Genomic DNA, 17,057 nt, shown 5'->3' with positions numbered 1-17,057 from the left:
AATGGCGGTGTTGGTAACCGGCGGGGCCGGCTATATCGGATCGCACGCCGTTGCGGCGCTGCTGGAAAAGGGCGAGGAAGTCGTCGTCGTCGACAATTTGTATCAGGGACACCGGGAAGCGGTTCTCGGCGGCAAGCTGTACGTGGGCGATATTCGAGACGAAGCGTTTCTGGACGGCGTTTTCAAGGAAAACGAAATCGACGGCGTCATTCATTTCGCGGCCAACTCGCTGGTCGGCGAAAGCATGCAGAATCCCGGGAAATATTATCACAACAACGTGTACGGCACGCTCTGCCTGCTCGAAGCGATGAAAAAGGCGGACGTGAAGCGCATCGTCTTTTCCTCGACGGCCGCCGCTTACGGCGAACCGGAGCGGGTGCCGATCGACGAGTACGACCGGACGCTGCCGACGAACGCGTACGGCGAAACGAAGCTGGCGATGGAGAACATGATCCGCTGGTTCGATACGGCGCACGGCGTCAAATCGGTTTCGCTTCGCTACTTCAACGCGGCCGGCGCGCACGACAGCGGCAAAATCGGGGAGGACCACAATCCGGAGTCCCATCTCATTCCGCTCATTTTGCAAGTGGCGCTGGGCCAGCGCGAAGCGATTTCCGTGTTCGGCGACGATTATCCGACCGAAGACGGCACGTGCATCCGCGACTATATTCACGTCAGCGATTTGGCGGACGCGCACGTTCTGGCGCTGGACCGGCTTCGCCGGGGGGGCGAAAGCGGCGTCTTTAACCTGGGGGTTGGAACCGGCTTTTCGGTGAAGCAGGTGGTGGAAACGGTGCGGCAGGTGACCGGCCACCCGATCCCGGTGCAAATTCAGGCCCGCCGGGCCGGCGATCCCGCCGTTCTGATCGCGTCGTCCGCGCGCGCCCGCACGGAACTGGGATGGCAGCCGAAGCGGGAGAAATTGGAGCAAATCGTTTCCAGCGCCTGGGAATGGCATCGGCTTCATCCGAACGGTTACGGAAAGGAATAGGGGAGGCTTGCGAAAATGAATGCTGGGACGACGACGTCCGCCGTGCCCGAGTCCGTCGGACCGTTAATCGAACGCCTCGTCGCGTTCGCTTTGCACAATCGCCTGCTGGAGCCGCTTGACGTCGAGGCCGCGCGCAACGCGCTGCTCGATCTGTTCGGCCTTTCCGAGCCGGCCGGCGACGCCGGGGAGGCTTTCGATCCCGGAGCGGAGCTCCCGGACGATCCCGTTGCGATCCTGGAGCCGCTGCTCGATGCGGCTGCCGCAAGCGGGCTTATTCCCGACGATACGACGACCTATCGCGACCTGTTCGACGCCCGGATCATGGGGCTGCTTATGCCGAGACCGTCGGAAACGGTTCGCCTCTTTCGCGCGCTTGCGAAGGAGCAGGGCATTCAGGCCGCCACCGATTGGTTTTACAAGCTGAACATCGACTCGAACTACATCCGGATGGACCGCATTCGCAAAAACGGCTACTGGCTCCAAGCGACGGAATACGGCGAATTGGAAATCACGGTCAATCTGTCCAAGCCCGAAAAGGATCCGAAGGAAATCGCGCTGCTGAAGACGCTGCCCCCAGCCCATTATCCGAAATGTCTGCTCTGCCGGGAAAACGTCGGCTACGCGGGCCGTCCCGACCACCCGGCGCGGCAAAATTTGCGGGTGCTGCCGCTTGAGCTGCAAGGGCAGCCCTGGTTTTTCCAGTATTCGCCGTACGTGTACTACAATGAGCACAGCATCGTGTTCAACGGCGAGCACGTTCCGATGCGGATTACGCCGGAGACGTTCCGGCGGCTGCTTGATTTTATCGAGCGGATGCCGCACTACTTTATCGGTTCGAACGCGGACCTGCCGATCGTGGGCGGTTCGATTCTGAACCACGATCACTTCCAGGCCGGACGCCATACGTTCCCGATGGAAAAAGCCTCCGTCCGCGACTGGGTCGGGCATTCCGTCGAAACGGGCGTCGCCGGGGGCATCGTGAAGTGGCCGATGTCGGTCCTGCGGCTTCGCTCGGACGAACGCGAACCGCTGCTGCGCGTCGCGGACCGCGTGCTTCAAGCCTGGCGCGAGTACAGCGATCCGCAGGCGGACATCTACGCGTTTACGGGGGAGACGCCGCACAACACGATCACCCCGATCGCCCGCCTGAAAGACGGAGCCTACGAGCTGGATCTGGTGCTTCGCAACAATCGCGCGAGCGAAGAGCATCCCGACGGCATTTTCCATCCGCATCGGGAGCTCCACCACATCAAAAAAGAAAACATCGGCCTCATCGAAGTGATGGGCTTGGCCGTCCTTCCGGGCCGGCTGAAGCAGGAGTTGTCGGCGATCGCGGACATTCTGACCGGAGCCGCGTCCTACGATCAAGCGGCCGTTGCCGATTCCAACCATCCGCTCGCGGGGCACGCCGGCTGGATCGCGGAGCTCGTCCGGGAACACGGCACGTCGCTTGCGCCGGAAGCGGCCGAAACGCTGCTGCGATCGGCGGTCGGACACAAGTTCCGCGACGTGCTGCGCGACGCGGGCGTGTACAAGGACGACGCTCCCGGTCTGGAAGCCTTCGCGAGGTTCCTTCGGACCGTCGGGTTCGAGCTGTAACCGGCGAGGGGGCAATGCAAGCGAGTGTTGTTAAAATGAAACGGGGAAGGCGCAGAAGGGGTCTGCGTCCTCCCCGTTTGTTTTGCTTGCGCCGCCGGAGGCGCTGATGCAGTGCGCTGCCTAGCCGATCGGATGGGAAGGCATCGATATCTATTTTACGACATTTGTGGCATAGCATTTCCATATGAATCTGGGGAGTGAACGAATCACGCGCGAGGCCACAAGGTCTAGGAAACCGCGCACGGGGTGCGCTACATGGCTGGAAACCTCGCTGCCGGCGCCTCAAGTAGCGTACGGGGTGCGCTACTTGCCGCAAACCGAGTCGCCGGCGCCCCATGTAGCGCATGGGGTGCACCACATGGCCGCAAACCTCGCTGCCGGCACCTCAAGTAGCGCACGGGGTGCGCTGCATGGCCGCAAACCGAGCCGCCGGCGCCTCAAGTAGCGCACGGGGTGCACCACATGGCCGCAAACCTCGACGCCGGCGCCCCATGTAGCGCATGGGGTGCGCTACATGGCCGCAAACCGAGCCGCCGGCGCCCTATGTAGCGCACGGGGTGCGCTACATGGCCGCAAACCGAGCCGCCGGCGCCTCATGTAGCGCATGGGGTGCACCACATGGTCGCAAACCTCGCTGCCGGCGCCTCAAGTAGCGCATGGGGTGCGCTACATGGCCGCAAACCGAGCCGCCGGCGCCTCATGTAGCGCATGGCGTGCACCACATGGCCGCAAACCTCGCTGCCGGCACCTCAAGTAGCGCATGGGGTGCGCTACATGGCCGCAAACCGAGCCGACTGCGCCCCGACGCCCTATGTAGTGCACTGAGTGCGCTACATGGCCGCAAACCGAGCCGCCGGCGCCTCAAGTAGCGCATGGGGTGCACCACATGGCCGCAAACCGAGCCGCCGGCGCCCTATGTAGCGCACTGAGTGCGCTACATGGCCGCAAACCGAGTCGCCGGCGCCTCAAGTAGCGCATGGGGTGCGCCACATGACCGCAAACCGAGTCGCCGGCGCCTCAAGTAGCGCACGGGGTGCGCTACATGGCCGCACAAACCTCATGGTACCGACCGGGCCCACCCGGCCGCATTCAGCGCCCGCCGCGAGCTTTCCGCCTAGCCCCGCAATTTGCCGAGCTCGGACACCAACGCCTCGACCTCGCTAATGCTGAAGCGGTCTTTGGACTCGACCATATCGTAGATGTCTTTGATGTCCTCATAGCGATCGACCTGAAAGTGACTCGCCTGCATCGCCGCTCCGGAAGCCATGCGCAGCTTCGTCTTGATCGCTTCAATCATGTATTCGATATTTTCCTTGGTGGGTTGAGACAAATCCATCCAATCCTCTTCCTCTCTACGGTCGTTCCAGCCGATAGCCGATTATTTTCATTGTACCATCAACGCAGAAACGGAGCCAGAAAGGAATAAGGGCGACGGTTCACCGCGGAAGCGGAGTTGGCAAAAGGCGCCGCGGCTCGGGGGAACGACGCCGCTCGCCCCGTTCAGGTCTAGGAAGCGAGTTCGCGAGGGGACTTCACGGCTCGGGGAACGACGCCGCTCGCCCCGTCCAGGTCTAGGAAGTGAGTTCGCGAGGGGACTTCACGGCTCGGGGGAACGACGCCGCTCGCCCGTCCAGGTCTAGGGAGCGGGTTCGCAAAGGGCGCCGCGGCTCAGGCAAAAGACGCGCCGCCCCGTCCCGGCCGCGAAAACCGCGTTCGCGAGAAGCCTTTCCGGCTCGCGGGAACGTTCACGCCGCCCCGCCCCGGCAAGGCCGCCCATGCCGTCTCCGGGAGGTCAAATCCGCCGCAGGCAGCCGAAGTGGCATTAGCCGACGGATCGTGATAACCTTGAGACTGAGAAAGCACAGATCGACAAGTTCAAGGAGCTTCGAAACTCGCATGTCCGATTCCGTCAAGCATTCAACCGAAATCGCGGGCGCGGCCGGATTGGATTCCTTCTTCGCCCGACTGGCCGCGCGGCATCCGAAGGAAAGCGTCGTTTTTATTTGCATCGGCACCGACCGCTCCACGGGAGACAGCCTGGGGCCGCTGACCGGCTCCATGCTCATGGAAATAGGGTTTCCCCACGTGATCGGAACGTTGGCCGATCCTTGCGACGCCGACCGGTTCGAAGGAATGCTCGCCGCCGTACCGCCGGACCTGACGATCGTGGCGATCGACGCCTGCCTCGGCAAGCCGCTTCATGTCGGGCGGTTCCTGCTCGCGGACGGGCCGCTGCAGCCGGCGCGCTCGATCGGCAAGCCGCTGGCACCGGTCGGAGCCTACAGCATCGCGGCGATCGTGAACGAGACGGGACCGAAGCCTTATTGGACGCTGCAAACGACTTCGCTGTACAGGGTCATCGAAATGGCGAAAGAAATTTCGGCGGCGGCGGCCCGTCATTGGATTTAAAACGTCGGGAAGGCCCGGATGGACGCGCATGCGCCCCGGGTTCGACCGACCCCGGCATGCGGCGTCAAAGCGCATCGGGAGCTGCGTCCCGAGATTCGCCGGCCGGCGCTTCGCATCAACTAAACGGACGAGGAGCGTGGAACAAACCTATGAAAAGACAGCAGCTTAAAAACGGACTTAACGTCGCCTACGCCGATGAAGGACAGGGCACCCCCGTCGTCCTGCTTCACGGTTTTTGCGGCAGCAGCCGATATTGGGACGATGCGGCCGCTCTTTTGAAAACGGAAATGCGGGTGATCGCCCCGGATGCGAGAGGCCATGGCGAATCGGACGCCTCCGAAGGGCCCTATGCGATGGAACTGCTCGCGGAGGACGTGGCCGGGCTGCTGGACGAGCTGCGCATTCCGCGCGTCGTCTTGCTCGGCCATTCCATGGGCGGGTACGCGGCCCTCGCGTTTGCGGAAACCTATCCGGAGCGCTTGATCGGCCTCGGCCTCGTCCATTCGACGACGTTTCCGGACGACGAAGCCGGGAAGGCCGGCCGTCTCAAAGTCGCCGATCGCGTGGCGAAAGAAGGCGTGCGCTCGTTCGTCGACGAGCTCGCGCCGAAGCTGTTCGCGCCCGGGCATCGGACGTCGATGCCGGAGGCGGTCGAACGCGCCAAAACGATCGGCTACGGGACGTCGCCCGAAGGCGTCATCGGAGGCGCCCTCGGCATGCGCGAGCGCCCCGACCGGCTGCGCACGTTGGAGCGGATCGGCGTGCCCGTGCTGCTGCTGGCCGGCGAAGAAGACGCCGTCGTCCCCCCGGAAAAAAGATTCCCGCTCGCAAAGCCGAACGTGGTCCGCACGGAGCTGAAAGCGACGGGCCACATGAGCATGATGGAAAATCCGGAAGCGTTCGCCCGCGCGGTCGCGGACTTTGTCCGGCTGGCGGAGGGGGCCGCAGGCGATGTATGACCGGGATTACCTGATGCGGCTCATCAACCAGACGTCCGTCATGCTGGCCCGGATTATGGGGTTGAAGGAACAGCAAAAACCGGAGCAGGCGCTGGAGGAGATCGACGAGTTTTTGGGCAAGGAGCTGCGGATGCGGGCCCGGCTCGCCCTCGGGCTGTCCGACTCCGATCTGATCGGAATGCTGTCCGTCGGCGGCGTTCCGAATCCGGAGATGATCGGAACGTTGGCGGCCTTTTTGCACGAGGAAGGCGATTTGCTGCGCGAATCGGGACGGGCGAACGACAGCTTGCCCCGATATGAAAAATCGTTCAGGCTGATCGTGCACGTGCTCGCAACGAACGGCCCGATCGACGGGCTCAAGCTCGAGGAACGGGCGGAAACGCTATTGGCGAAGCTCGCCCCGTACGAAGCGGCTTCCCCGACGAAGCGGGCGGCATGGAGCTGGCTGGAGCTCTCGGGGAAGTACGCGGACGCCGAAAATGCGCTCTACGAGCTATTCGAGCTGAAAGCCGTCACTTCCGAGGAAGGAAACGCGTTTTACGACCGGCTGTCGGAGCTTGCGGACGAGACGCTCGCGGCGGGCGGGCTGCCGAGGGCGGAGCTGGACGACGGCCGGGAACAATGGAATCTGCTTGCGGGAGAGACGGCGTCATGAATGAAAACACGTTAAACGATAAAACGGAGCCGCGCGCGGAATTAAGCGCGTTCCTGCGCTCGGCGGCCTTGGACCGGCTGCTGCTTCAGGCGACGTTCAGCCAGCCAAGACGCAAGGATGAAGCGGGGCCGCGGAAAGTGACCGTCCGCCCCGTCCGGCTGAAAGACGGCCTGCGCTATCAATTCGAGCGGCAAATCGCCAATCAGGCGCATCACGACAACCTGCTGCCGGAGGCGGCGGAAGAGATGGAACGCCTGATCGCGGAACAGTTTCGCCAGGCGCTCGTGAAGACGTCCGAGGCGGACGTGCAAATATTGGTCAGCAAAAAAGGAAAGCCGGCGCTGCTGCGCAAAGCCCCGACCGCGAAAGCGAGCCGCCCGCCGGAACATAACCGGACGAAGTCGTACTTGCTTCCGGAAGGGACTCCAGTGCCCTTTTTGGAAGAGCTCGGAGTCATGACGTCCGACGGCCGCGTCGTCAAAGCGAAATACGACAAGTTCCGGCAAATCAACCGCTTCCTAGAAATGGTGGCGGACGTATCGGAACATTTGCCGAAGGATCGGGAAGTTCGCATCGTCGATTTCGGCTGCGGAAAATCGTATTTGACGTTTGCGATGTACCATTTGCTTGCCGTCCAACAAGGGCTTGACGTGCGCGTATTCGGCCTTGATTTGAAAGAAGAGGTCATCGAAACCTGCTCGCGCCTCGCCGCGAAGCTCGGTTGGGACAAGCTTGCGTTTGCCGTCGGGGATATCGCCCGGTACGAGGGAGGAAGCAGCGTCGATATGGTCGTCACTTTGCACGCCTGCGACACCGCCACCGATGCCGCGCTGCTGAAGGCGATCGAATGGGACGCCCAAGTGATTTTGTCGGTCCCCTGCTGCCAGCACGAGCTGTTCGGACAGCTCTCCCAGCCGGTTTTAAAGCCGCTGCTGAAGCACGGGCTGCTGAAGGAGCGGTTTGCCGCGCTCGCGACCGATGCGGTACGCGCCCTGTTGCTGGAGCTGTCCGGGTATCGGACACAGCTGCTCGAATTTATCGATCTGGAGCATACGCCGAAAAACGTGCTCATCCGCGCCGTACGGACAGGAGCCGCGCCCGATCCCGAAGCTCTGCGGGAATACGAGGCGTTCCGGGATTTTCTTCGCATTTCGCCCTATATGGAAAAAATGGGTTCCCTCCTTCGATAATAATTATTCGTAAATTGAAAGGAGGTTATTGTTGGAAAAAACTAGACTATGGTAGAATGAAGGAATAAAGTCCCATAGTTTTGGGGGCAGAAAAGGTGAAAAGGTGAGCCGAATTGGGACTCCTGCGGCCTGACTTTGTACTTTTTGTCTGTTTGTTCGCCATGTTGGCGGGCGTTATCGCGTTTAATCGCATCACCCGGACGCACAAAGCGTATTTGGCGTTTCAATTCGTATTGATGCTCTGGCCGTTTGGACAGTTCAGCGCCAAGACGACTGAACTGCTTGAATTCAAGCTGTTTTATCTGAAGCTGTCTTTTGCCGCCATCGGGTTGCTGGGGCCGGGATGGCTGTTTTTCGTGCTCGTTTTGACGCAGCTGTCCGCGCAGTTGAATGCGAGAAAGGCGGTTCTCTATTTGATTCCGGCCGCGGTCACGGTCGCCGCCATGATCTGGAACCCCGGAAACGAATTTTTGAATTTGGCCCCGAATTCGGACGAAGTCCGGTACGGTTATTTATTCTGGATGCTCGTGCTCGTTCAATTATGCTATTTGTCGATTACGCTGATCTTGATGTTCCATGCTTTTCGCCAGGTCCGTTCCGTCCATCAGCGCAAGCAGCTGGGGCTCGCGCTGATCGGGATGTTCGTCATGTCGGGCTTTACCGTCACGGATTTGCTCGTAAACGTTCTCTTGAACAAGTGGCTGCCCGTCGTGCCGGGACTTACGTCGGCCGGCATTTTGCTATCGTGCTGCTGCTTTACCGTCGCCGTTTACCGTTACGGGTTGTCGGATACGCTTTCTTTGGCCCAACGCGATATCATCGAGCATATGCCCATCGGCATTATGATCGTCGACGAGCATGGGAAGGTGCTTGCCGCCAACAAGGCTGCAAGCCCTTTCGTGCAGACGAGGAAGGGCGACGTCTTCTCGATGGAAAGCTTCCTGGCTCCTCTTCAGCCGCAAGGGGAGGTCAAGGAATTTTTGTACCGGTACCGTTACCATCCCGAAGAAAGAATCCAGACCGAACTGTCGCTGCCCGATGCGGCGGGACGGTATATTTCGATGCAAATTTCGCCGGTCGCCGGCCCGATGAAAAGCGTGCTCGGGCGGGTCGTCACGTTCCACGAGGTGACCGAGCTCCGGAAGCTGATCGACGAGATGAACCGGAAAAACGAGGCGCTGCACGAGCGGAATCTGGAATTGATCACCGTGCAGGAGGAGCTGTTTCGCGTCAATCAGAAGCTGGAGCAAATGGCGATCACCGACGGCCTTACCGGCTGCTACAACCGGCGTTTTTTGATGCAGCAGCTGGAGCACGAGGTTTTGCTCAATATCCGTTACCGGATCCCGTTCTCCATTTTCCTGTTCGATATCGATCATTTCAAGCAGATTAACGACACTTACGGCCACCTCGTCGGCGACGAGGTGATCTGCAGGACGGCCGACGCCGTCCGTTCCGTGCTGCGGCGGTCCGATATTTTGGCGCGGTACGGCGGGGAGGAATTTACGGTTTATTTGCCGCATACGAACGCGGAACAAGCGGAAACGCTGGCTGCGAGAATCATGCAGACGATCGCGGACAACGCCGTCGACGCGGGAGACCGGCAGGTGAAAATTACCGTCAGCATGGGCGTCGTCACCGAGGAGCCGTCGGAAGGCAGAGAAGATATCAAGGAGTATTTGCGGGAGTTGTTTTACCGGGCGGATAAAGCGCTGTACGAGGCCAAGCATCAGGGGCGCAATCGGGTCGTCGCCAGTTCCTCTCTCTAGCGGGTTTATTTTAAACCTTTCTCCGAATGTGATATGATGGTGGAAAAGCGGGCGGAGAAAGACCGCACCACGTTTGGACTTGGGAGAGGTGGCTGCAACCGTATGTTTCGGGACGGCGGATTAACGAAAAACGACCCGGCCAATCAAGAGAAGGAGCGGCTGCCTTTGAAAGTGCTCCTGCATTGCCGAACCGTCGTTGAGAAACAAAATTTCGTCTCCACCGGCGTAATGACTCAAGTCGAAGGCGAGCTGTTCGAAGTCGAATTGCATGAATTCGAGCTGTTCGAACTCGGGGAAACCGTCAAGCTGACGGTATACTCTCCGGCGGGCATTCATACGTTTGCTTCGATCGTTTTTGCCAAGTACGAAGGCGCGATCGCCATTATTCAGCCGCCCAACCTGCATTTGCGTTTCCAGGAGAAACGCGAGTTTTACCGGGTGGAAGCGGAAGGAAAGGCGCAGATTTTGCGCGTGGTGGATACGGACGGGGAGGTCAAGCTGCTCCCGGCCCCGTTGGAGGCGTCGCTTCGCGATATAAGCCTGGGCGGAATCGGCTTGACGATCGGGGATCATCCGGAATTGACGAAGGCGTCCCGCTTCGGGGCGGTCGTCGATCTCGGCTTTACGTTCGCTTGCGATCTGGAAATTATGCGGCGCGAGCGGGCGGAAGGGAAATGGCACCTCGGCTTGCGAATGAACGTAGTGGACAACGAGATGCTGCGGCCGCTTCGAGCGTTCGTTCTTCGGCAGCAGGTGGATAAACACGTGAAAAGCCGGGCGAAGGAAAACGGCAGACGGAGCTTCGGCTCTTCGCAATCGACGAACTAAAGGATCGGAATCCGCGGAAGAGTGAGATGGCATGAGCAGGTTGGGAGCATGGACGGCCAGAACGGCGGGAGGGCTGGCGCTGGGCGCGGCGCTCGGATGGTCCGCCCGGCGGAGCGGGATGTTTTTCGATTCCGATTTTTATTTTTTGGAAATCGCGTTGATCGCGGCGGCGGCGGCCGTCGTCCTCGCGGGGTTCGTTTGGCCCCGGCACGTCCGGACGCCGCTTTGGGCGTTCGCGCCGCTCGGATTGGCGCTTGCATTCGCGCTGCTTCTGGCCTCGGGTCCGGAATCGGCCAAAGGGACGGCCGACGTTTTTATCCGCTGGACGGCCTACGCCTCCTGGCTGGTGATGCTGGCAAGCTTTCTGCTTCCATACGAAAACCGGAAAACCGGCTGGCGTGCATGGCATGCCGTCGGTTTATTTGTCATCGGCGGGAGCTGGGCGGGCTGGTTCGGATGGATCGACAAGCCCGGCGCTGTGTTCCGCTCGGGAGACGCCGAGCTTGCGTCTACCGGAGCGAGGCTGGCCGGATTTTTGGAATATCCGAATGCGTTCGGAGCGGTGGCGGCGGCCTGGGCTCTGGCGCAATGGCAGCTGCTGCTGCACGGAAGCCGGGCGGAAAAACGGTTCGCCGCGTGGACGATCGTGCCGTATTTGGGCGCCGTGCTGCTGACGGAATCGCGGGGATCGATGCTCGCGCTCCTGTTCGGCTTCGCGCTTTCGATATTGCTGCAGCCGCGCCGGCGCCGGGGACCGGGGCTTGCCGCCGCGGGCGCGGCGATCGGCTTGTCCGCGGCGGCAGCGCATTTCGCGTTCGAAGCGATGAAAGCGGGCGATCCGGGGAACGCGGCATGGCCGCTGGGGATCGCAACGGCCGCCTGCGCCCTGGCGGTGCTTCCGCTATGCGGCGGAGCGCGGGCGCGAACGGAAATCGGCAAACGGGTTTCCGCCTGGCTGACGACCGTCCCCGGCGGCGCTCTCGTGCTGGCGGCGGGGATCGCGCTGGCGTATTCCCTGCTCGTCGGCGGAAGCTCGGACGGCGCCCGCGTCGGCGGGCAATTCGAAACGGCGTCGGCGAGGCAGCTGTACTATGCGGACGCGCTTCGCATTTTTGCCGATTATCCGCTGCTGGGCGCCGGGGGAAGGAGCTGGCGGACGCTCGTCGGGCTGTACCGGCAGGAGCCTTACATCGGCAATGAAGTCCACAGCGGCTATTTGGACGTGCTCATCGACGCCGGGCTCGTCGGCTTGCTGCTGCTGCTCGGCATGCTCATCTGGTTCGCTGTACGGCTGCGGAAAAAAGCGGACAGGGCGTGGGGACCGGCGGCGGTGCTGCTCGCCCATTCGGCGATCGATTTCGATTGGTCGTACGGCTTCGCTTGGCTGCTTCTGCTGACCTGGATCGCGCTGCATTCGGCGGCGGAGGAAGCGCGGGACGACCCGGTACGCGAGGGGCCGTCCCGCGCCGGCCGGAGCGAGAGCTTCGCGCGGGCGGCGGCCGTTCCCCGGCGGCGCCCGGCGCGCCGGGGTATCGCGGGCGGCCTGGCGGGGCTGATCCCCGCCGCCCTGCTGCTCGGCTGCGCCGCGGCGGCGGTGCCCGCCGCCTGGCACAGCCTGGCCGCGGCCCGCGCGTACGCCGATGCGCCCGCCGCGGCCGGACCCGCGCGCGAAGCGAAGCTGCGCGCGGCGCTCGAGGCGAATCCGGAATGGACCCGGATTCGCCTCGAGCTGGCCTCTCTCCTGCCGGCGCGGGAGAGAGCGGAGCTGCTGACGGCGGGGCTGCGGCATGAGCCGCATTCGCCGTCGCTGGCCCTTGCGCTCGGCATGGCTTACGCCGAGCTGGGAGACGCGGCCCGCGCGCGCGAGCATTTGCGCGAGGGGCTGCGTCTCGACCGCTTCAATCGCGACGCGCAAAACGCCGCGATTGCCCGCATGACCCGGCTCGCCGAGAAGCTGAGCGACGCCGGGGAACCGTCCGCCGCCCGCGAAGCCGCCGGGGCCGCGGTCGAGTTTTTCGAGCGGTACCGGGAACTGTACCGGCTCCAATACGAGGGCGAAGACAACCCGTGGTTCGCGAAGCGGGACAACCTGTTCTCCGGCGCCAAGGTCAACGCAGCCAAGTCGCTGCTGCTGCTCGATCGCGAAACGGAGGCGGCGGCCATGCTGCAAGAAGTTGCGGGAGAAGAAGAAGGAGACTGGAAGGAAGAGGCGGAGGCCCTGCTGCGGGAACGGAACGAACGGTAACGGAACAAGCGAAAATGTGCCTTCGCCGTTGGGTTTCTGGGAGATTGACGTGAGCATGTCCGCCGGCTTCGCATACATTGGATTCAGACCTTTAAGGAAGGTGATCCATCCAATGGCCAATCGACCGGTGCCTCCGAAGGCCGATCGGAAACGCTCCAAAGTGCTGAAAGCCCTCCCCGCGGGCAAAGTTCGAAAACAGTCGACAAGCCTGCCGACGTTTAACCGCCTGACGGTCGAGTGGGTTCAGGGCAACGGAGTTCCGTTCAACACGACGGAGTTCTTTGCCCGCCTGACCCGGAACAACGTGCTCGTCAGCACCGCTTTTTTCGACAGCTTCGGGGTTGTCCGCTTCAACAACATCGGCACGCTGACCAACGTCAGCTACACGCTTCGGACGTTCAACAGAAACGGCGTCCTGTTTCGCACCCGATTTATTCCGGCCGGCGTGCAGACGTTCGTCATTATCGGCTAAAACCGCATATCGCAAGCCCTTTCGGACCGGCGGGGGGTTCGGAGGGGCTTTTTTGCTTACCGGAATGTCGAGTTTTTCGCCGTGCTAAAGAGTTTTGCGGAAGCTTAGGGGACATCGGACGGGGAACGTTTAAGCAGAGGGGGGCCTATGTTGGATTTTGTCCAATCAAGGAAACGTAAAAAGGGGAAATCGTTGTCCAGAGTGGATTTTATCCAACGAGCAACCTGGAATTTGGGCAAAAACGCCGGAAAGGCCTCGCCAGATTGGACAAAATCCAACGAAGCCGAAAAGTTTCGCGAAAAAGCCGATTTTGGTTGGATAAATTCCAACCAGGCTTCGTCGAACCCTCGTCATTCCACGTAATCCCTGCAGTCCCGCGCAATCCCCTTCCAAACCGGAAGTCGGCGGGCCATCCACGGATCCGGTTGAGTCGTGACGACTCATTTCAACCCGCCAACCGCATCCAGCCGCACGCAGTTGAGTCAAAATGACGCATCCCGCCCCCTTCGCGCCCACACAAACGATCAAGTTGAATCGTGACGACTCATTTCAACCCGCCAATCGCATCCAGCCGCACGCAGTTGAGTCAAAATGACACATCTCGCCCCCTTCGCGCCCACGCAAACGATCCGGTTGAGTCGTGACGACTCATTTCAACCCGCCAATCGCATCCAGCCGCACGCAGTTGAGTCAAAATGACGCATCTCGCCCCCTTCGCGCCCACGCAAACGATCCGGTTGAGTCGTGACGACTCAATTCAAATCCTGCCAACCGCACGTTGACGAAATCCAACGAATACGGCGAGACCTTGAAAGGCGAGGCCGGCGAATAGGGGGGGAGGGGGGCTCCCGAGGCGGGTTGCCTTCCCTTGCTTCCGCGGCCCGGTCCGCTTGCAACAACGGGCACGGCGCTTCCGGGGCGGAATTTCGGTCTTCCGTTCGGACGGGCATCCCGCTTATACTTAAACTCGTGACGACAACTTGGGGAAAAGGTGAAACGAAATGAGCGACATGCTGGTTCCTTTGTACAAATTGCCCGAACACCATGCCTTGCTGCGGACGCTGGCCGAAAGCGGCATCGAAATCCGCCGGGGGCTGGTGCCCGAAAAACATAAAGTGACCGCCTGGGTTCGCGAGAACTTTCGGCCGAGCTGGGTCGACGAATGCGAGGCTGCGTTCGCCCGCGTTCCCGTCAGCTGCTGGATCGCCGTCGAGAAGGGCGAGCTGATCGGCTTCGGCTGCTATGACGCGACCTGCCGCGGATTTTTCGGGCCGACCGGCGTGTCGGAGGCGGCGCGGGGCAAAGGCGTCGGAAAAGCGATCCTTCTGGCCTGCTTGCATGCGATGCAAGCGGAAGGATACGGCTATGCCGCGATCGGCGGAGTCGGGCCGAAGGAATTTTACGCCAAAGCGGCCGGCGCCATCGAGATTCCGGATTCGACGCCCGGCATTTATAAAGGCATGCTTTCCGCGTTGCGCAACCCTAACGGATAAGCGATAATCGGAAGTCCCGCGACCCGCGGCGGCGGGCGGAGAGGCGAAGGGACGAATCCAAACCATGGAAAAAAGGCCGGCCCGAACGGCAGACGAAAATCTGCGGCTCGGGCCGGCCTCTCGTTTTTCACCCGCCGAAAGCGTCGCGGAAGGCCGCGGCGAGCCGGGCGCGGTCGACGTTCCATATCGCCGCGATTTCCGCGCTCAGTTCCTGTTCCCACCAGTCGGCGAGCTTTTTGCGGTCGCTTCGGTTTTCGTGCACCCAAAGCAAATTTTCGACGACCCGCTTCGCATACAATTGCTCCGACTGCTCAAGCTGCGCGGGAGGCACGTAAAGCTTCAATCGTTTGGCCGTCCGGTAGAGCTCCTTGGAGCAGGCGCGGCGAATGCTGCGCGCGGTCGGCAGCGAGGCGGCATGCTTTTCCCGACCGGTTTTCAAACGGCATCCTCTCCCCAATTGCAGCCTATGCCGGAGAGGAACAGGAAGTTACTGTACGATCAGGTAGCCGACCATCGGCACGCCGGTCGCCGGATCGTTGTGCGTCGTGCAGATGATCGGGTAGATGCCGGCTTTTTCCGGCGTAAAGCGGACGACGGCCGTTTTTCCTTTTTGGACTTCGCCGGAAATGTTCAGCCCTTCGATCACGAACGGGTGGGATTGCCCGTTGATGCCGGTAATGCGCAGTTCGACGGGAACGCCTTTGTTGACGATGACGTTGCCGGGGCTCCATACGTACGACTCCAGTTCTTTCCCGTTCGCGGACGTCGACTTGAACTCCCCCGTCACGACATGCCGCACCTGCGTATTTTCGGATACCGGCGCCGTCGCGGCCTTCGTTTGCTGCCACCCTACGTAAGCTCCAGCCATGATGACGACCGCCGCCAGCAGGATGTACCACTGAATTCTCTTTTTGCTGATGAACACGATTTTGCTCATATCCCGCTCTCTCCTCTTCAACTTGATTCGTTGATGAATCTCGTCCTACCGAAAGTGTATGCGCCTGTCCGCCCCGGCATGACAAGCCGGCGCGAAGCTCTCCAAGGCCTGCCGGATCCGGTCCGCGCGCCGCGAGAGTTGAGGGACGTTCTCCGCATTTGCTACAATGGAACGAGAATTTCAAATTGGAAGAAGAGGCGAGGGAAGGCTGATGAGCGCATTGCTGGCCGAGAAATGGAATAAAGGATTGTCGCCGAGCCGGTTTATGGACGGCATGACGAAAAACAAGGAGGCGTTCGCGGAAAACTACGAAAAGTTCGAGTGGCCGGACGAGGAAACCCGGGAATTTTTCGAATCTCTTAATAACCGCGACGATCTCCGCTGCATGATCATTACCGCGGACTGGTGCGGCGACGCGCTGCGCAGCGTTCCGATCGCGTTTCGCGCGGCGGAAGCGGGCGGAATTCCGACGCAGGTTTATATTATCGAGGAGCATACCGATCTCATCGATCAATATTTGACGCTGGGCGGACGGTCGATTCCGATCGTGCTCATCACGGACACGGGAGGCCACCTTCTCGGAAAATGGGGACCGCGCCCGCAGCAGGTGCAGGAAGTGATGATCGCGTTCAAGCAGGACAATCCGGACCGGGAAGCGGCGGATTACCAGGACAACCTGGCGGCCGCCCGCCGGGAAATCGGCAAGCGCTACGGAGAACGGACGGACTACACGCCGGTCATCTTGCGGGAGCTGCAGGATATTTTGTCCGCCGTCTGAAGGAGCTGAGCCCATGTTCACGTTTCAGAAGTTCACGTTGGGACCGCTGCAGACGAACGCCTACGTGCTGATTGACGAAACCCGCACGCGCGCGGCCGTCATCGACCCGGGGATGCCGGACGCCGCGCTGCTGCGGCGGCTCGAGGGTTTGACGGTGGAGGCCGTGCTGCTTACCCACGCCCACTTCGACCATATCGGCGGCGTCGAGGAAGTGCGCAAGCGCTTCGGCTGTCCGGTCTATCTGCACGAAGCGGAGCGGAAGTGGCTGGCCGATCCCGGGCTTAACGGCTCGCTCCGCTGGACCGACGTCACGGCCCCCGTGTCGACGACCCCGCCCGACCGCTCCTGGAAGGACGGGGACAAGCTGGAGCTGCTCGGCGAGACGTTCGAGATTTACCACACGCCGGGCCATTCGCCCGGAAGCGTCAGCTTGCGCTGCGGCGATTTGCTGTTCGCCGGGGACGCGCTGTTCCGGCGCTCCATCGGCCGGACGGATTTGCCTTACGGCGACTCCGAAGCGCTAATCCGGTCGGTTCGCGACAAGCTGTACGCCCTGCCGGATTCGGTCATCGTCCTGCCCGGGCACGGGCCGGAAACGACGATCGGCGAAGAACGAACAGGAAATCCTTATGTCAGACTAGAAAAATAATCCTTTACTTACAGCGGTTCATCTGCTATATTGGCCTTAACAAGCACTATATCACGTGGCCTGCGAAGAACGCAGACGTTGGA

At 61.4% G+C, this 17,057-nt stretch carries 17 protein-coding genes; 14 read left to right on the top strand and 3 right to left on the bottom strand.

The annotated features are described in order from the left end of the window. Position 1 precedes the first annotated feature (1 nt). Together galE and B7E11_RS11785 are read left to right on the top strand one after the other, a co-directional pair. Complete coding sequence (gene galE / locus B7E11_RS11790) at positions 2-991, top strand: UDP-glucose 4-epimerase GalE (RefSeq protein WP_080834560.1); 990 nt, start codon at positions 2-4, stop codon at positions 989-991. Positions 992-1,006: 15 nt separating this feature from the next. Then, positions 1,007-2,590: a UDP-glucose--hexose-1-phosphate uridylyltransferase gene (locus tag B7E11_RS11785; protein ID WP_080834558.1), complete on the top strand. Its 1,584-nt coding sequence runs from the start codon at positions 1,007-1,009 to the stop codon at positions 2,588-2,590. Between the two features lie 1,114 nt (positions 2,591-3,704). Here B7E11_RS11785 and B7E11_RS11780 read toward each other — a convergent pair. After that, the gene (locus tag B7E11_RS11780; RefSeq protein WP_080834556.1) at positions 3,705-3,926 is read right to left on the bottom strand and encodes a DUF1128 domain-containing protein; all 222 of its coding nucleotides are present in this window, start codon (positions 3,924-3,926) and stop codon (positions 3,705-3,707) included. 560 nt (positions 3,927-4,486) lie between these two features. Here B7E11_RS11780 and yyaC point away from each other — a divergent pair. From yyaC to B7E11_RS11735, 10 genes are all read left to right on the top strand, one after another. Beyond that, positions 4,487-4,999, top strand: coding sequence for a spore protease YyaC (gene yyaC, locus B7E11_RS11775; protein ID WP_080834555.1), 513 nt, complete (start codon positions 4,487-4,489; stop codon positions 4,997-4,999). 149 nt (positions 5,000-5,148) lie between these two features. Next, positions 5,149-5,958, top strand: coding sequence for an alpha/beta fold hydrolase (locus B7E11_RS11770; RefSeq protein ID WP_080834553.1), 810 nt, complete (start codon positions 5,149-5,151; stop codon positions 5,956-5,958). Beyond that, positions 5,951-6,613 carry a DUF6483 family protein gene (locus B7E11_RS11765; RefSeq protein ID WP_080834551.1) on the top strand — a complete coding sequence of 221 codons (663 nt, stop codon included), beginning with the start codon at positions 5,951-5,953 and terminating at the stop codon, positions 6,611-6,613. The genes B7E11_RS11770 and B7E11_RS11765 overlap by 8 nt, the downstream gene beginning before the upstream one ends. Continuing rightward, positions 6,610-7,803: a class I SAM-dependent methyltransferase gene (locus B7E11_RS11760; RefSeq protein ID WP_080834549.1), complete on the top strand. Its 1,194-nt coding sequence runs from the start codon at positions 6,610-6,612 to the stop codon at positions 7,801-7,803. Before B7E11_RS11765 ends, B7E11_RS11760 begins: the two co-directional genes overlap by 4 nt. A 113-nt stretch (positions 7,804-7,916) precedes the next feature. Then, the gene (locus B7E11_RS11755) at positions 7,917-9,572 is read left to right on the top strand and encodes a histidine kinase N-terminal 7TM domain-containing diguanylate cyclase (RefSeq protein ID WP_139787154.1); all 1,656 of its coding nucleotides are present in this window, start codon (positions 7,917-7,919) and stop codon (positions 9,570-9,572) included. Between the two features lie 102 nt (positions 9,573-9,674). Beyond that, positions 9,675-10,400: a PilZ domain-containing protein gene (locus B7E11_RS11750; protein WP_176220703.1), complete on the top strand. Its 726-nt coding sequence runs from the start codon at positions 9,675-9,677 to the stop codon at positions 10,398-10,400. A 31-nt stretch (positions 10,401-10,431) separates the two neighbouring features. Continuing rightward, positions 10,432-12,645, top strand: a complete 2,214-nt coding sequence (locus B7E11_RS11745) for an O-antigen ligase family protein (RefSeq protein WP_080834542.1) — start codon at positions 10,432-10,434, stop codon at positions 12,643-12,645. A 112-nt stretch (positions 12,646-12,757) separates the two neighbouring features. Beyond that, positions 12,758-13,117: a hypothetical protein gene (locus tag B7E11_RS11740; protein WP_139787153.1), complete on the top strand. Its 360-nt coding sequence runs from the start codon at positions 12,758-12,760 to the stop codon at positions 13,115-13,117. Between the two features lie 150 nt (positions 13,118-13,267). After that, complete coding sequence (locus tag B7E11_RS28915) at positions 13,268-13,480, top strand: hypothetical protein (RefSeq protein WP_139787152.1); 213 nt, start codon at positions 13,268-13,270, stop codon at positions 13,478-13,480. Positions 13,481-14,118: 638 nt separating this feature from the next. Continuing rightward, positions 14,119-14,610: a GNAT family N-acetyltransferase gene (locus tag B7E11_RS11735; RefSeq protein WP_080834541.1), complete on the top strand. Its 492-nt coding sequence runs from the start codon at positions 14,119-14,121 to the stop codon at positions 14,608-14,610. A 127-nt stretch (positions 14,611-14,737) separates the two neighbouring features. Here the strand turns inward: B7E11_RS11735 and B7E11_RS11730 are convergent, their stop codons facing one another. Beyond that, positions 14,738-15,049, bottom strand: coding sequence for a dehydrogenase (locus tag B7E11_RS11730; protein ID WP_080834539.1), 312 nt, complete (start codon positions 15,047-15,049; stop codon positions 14,738-14,740). 48 nt (positions 15,050-15,097) lie between these two features. Further along, positions 15,098-15,547, bottom strand: a complete 450-nt coding sequence (locus B7E11_RS11725) for a cupredoxin domain-containing protein (protein WP_080834537.1) — start codon at positions 15,545-15,547, stop codon at positions 15,098-15,100. A gap of 211 nt (positions 15,548-15,758) precedes the next feature. Between B7E11_RS11725 and B7E11_RS11720 the strand changes: the two genes are divergently transcribed. Next, positions 15,759-16,325: a thioredoxin family protein gene (locus B7E11_RS11720; RefSeq protein ID WP_080834536.1), complete on the top strand. Its 567-nt coding sequence runs from the start codon at positions 15,759-15,761 to the stop codon at positions 16,323-16,325. Positions 16,326-16,338: 13 nt separating this feature from the next. Next, positions 16,339-16,974, top strand: a complete 636-nt coding sequence (locus tag B7E11_RS11715; RefSeq protein WP_080834534.1) for an MBL fold metallo-hydrolase — start codon at positions 16,339-16,341, stop codon at positions 16,972-16,974. The last annotated feature ends 83 nt before the right edge of the window (positions 16,975-17,057 follow it).

Source organism: Cohnella massiliensis (assembly GCF_900169535.1).
Taxonomy (GTDB): Bacteria; Bacillota; Bacilli; order Paenibacillales; family Paenibacillaceae; genus Cohnella; species Cohnella algarum.
Note: the sequence above shows the minus strand (reverse complement) of the source record. Positions and strands in the feature narration are given on the sequence as shown.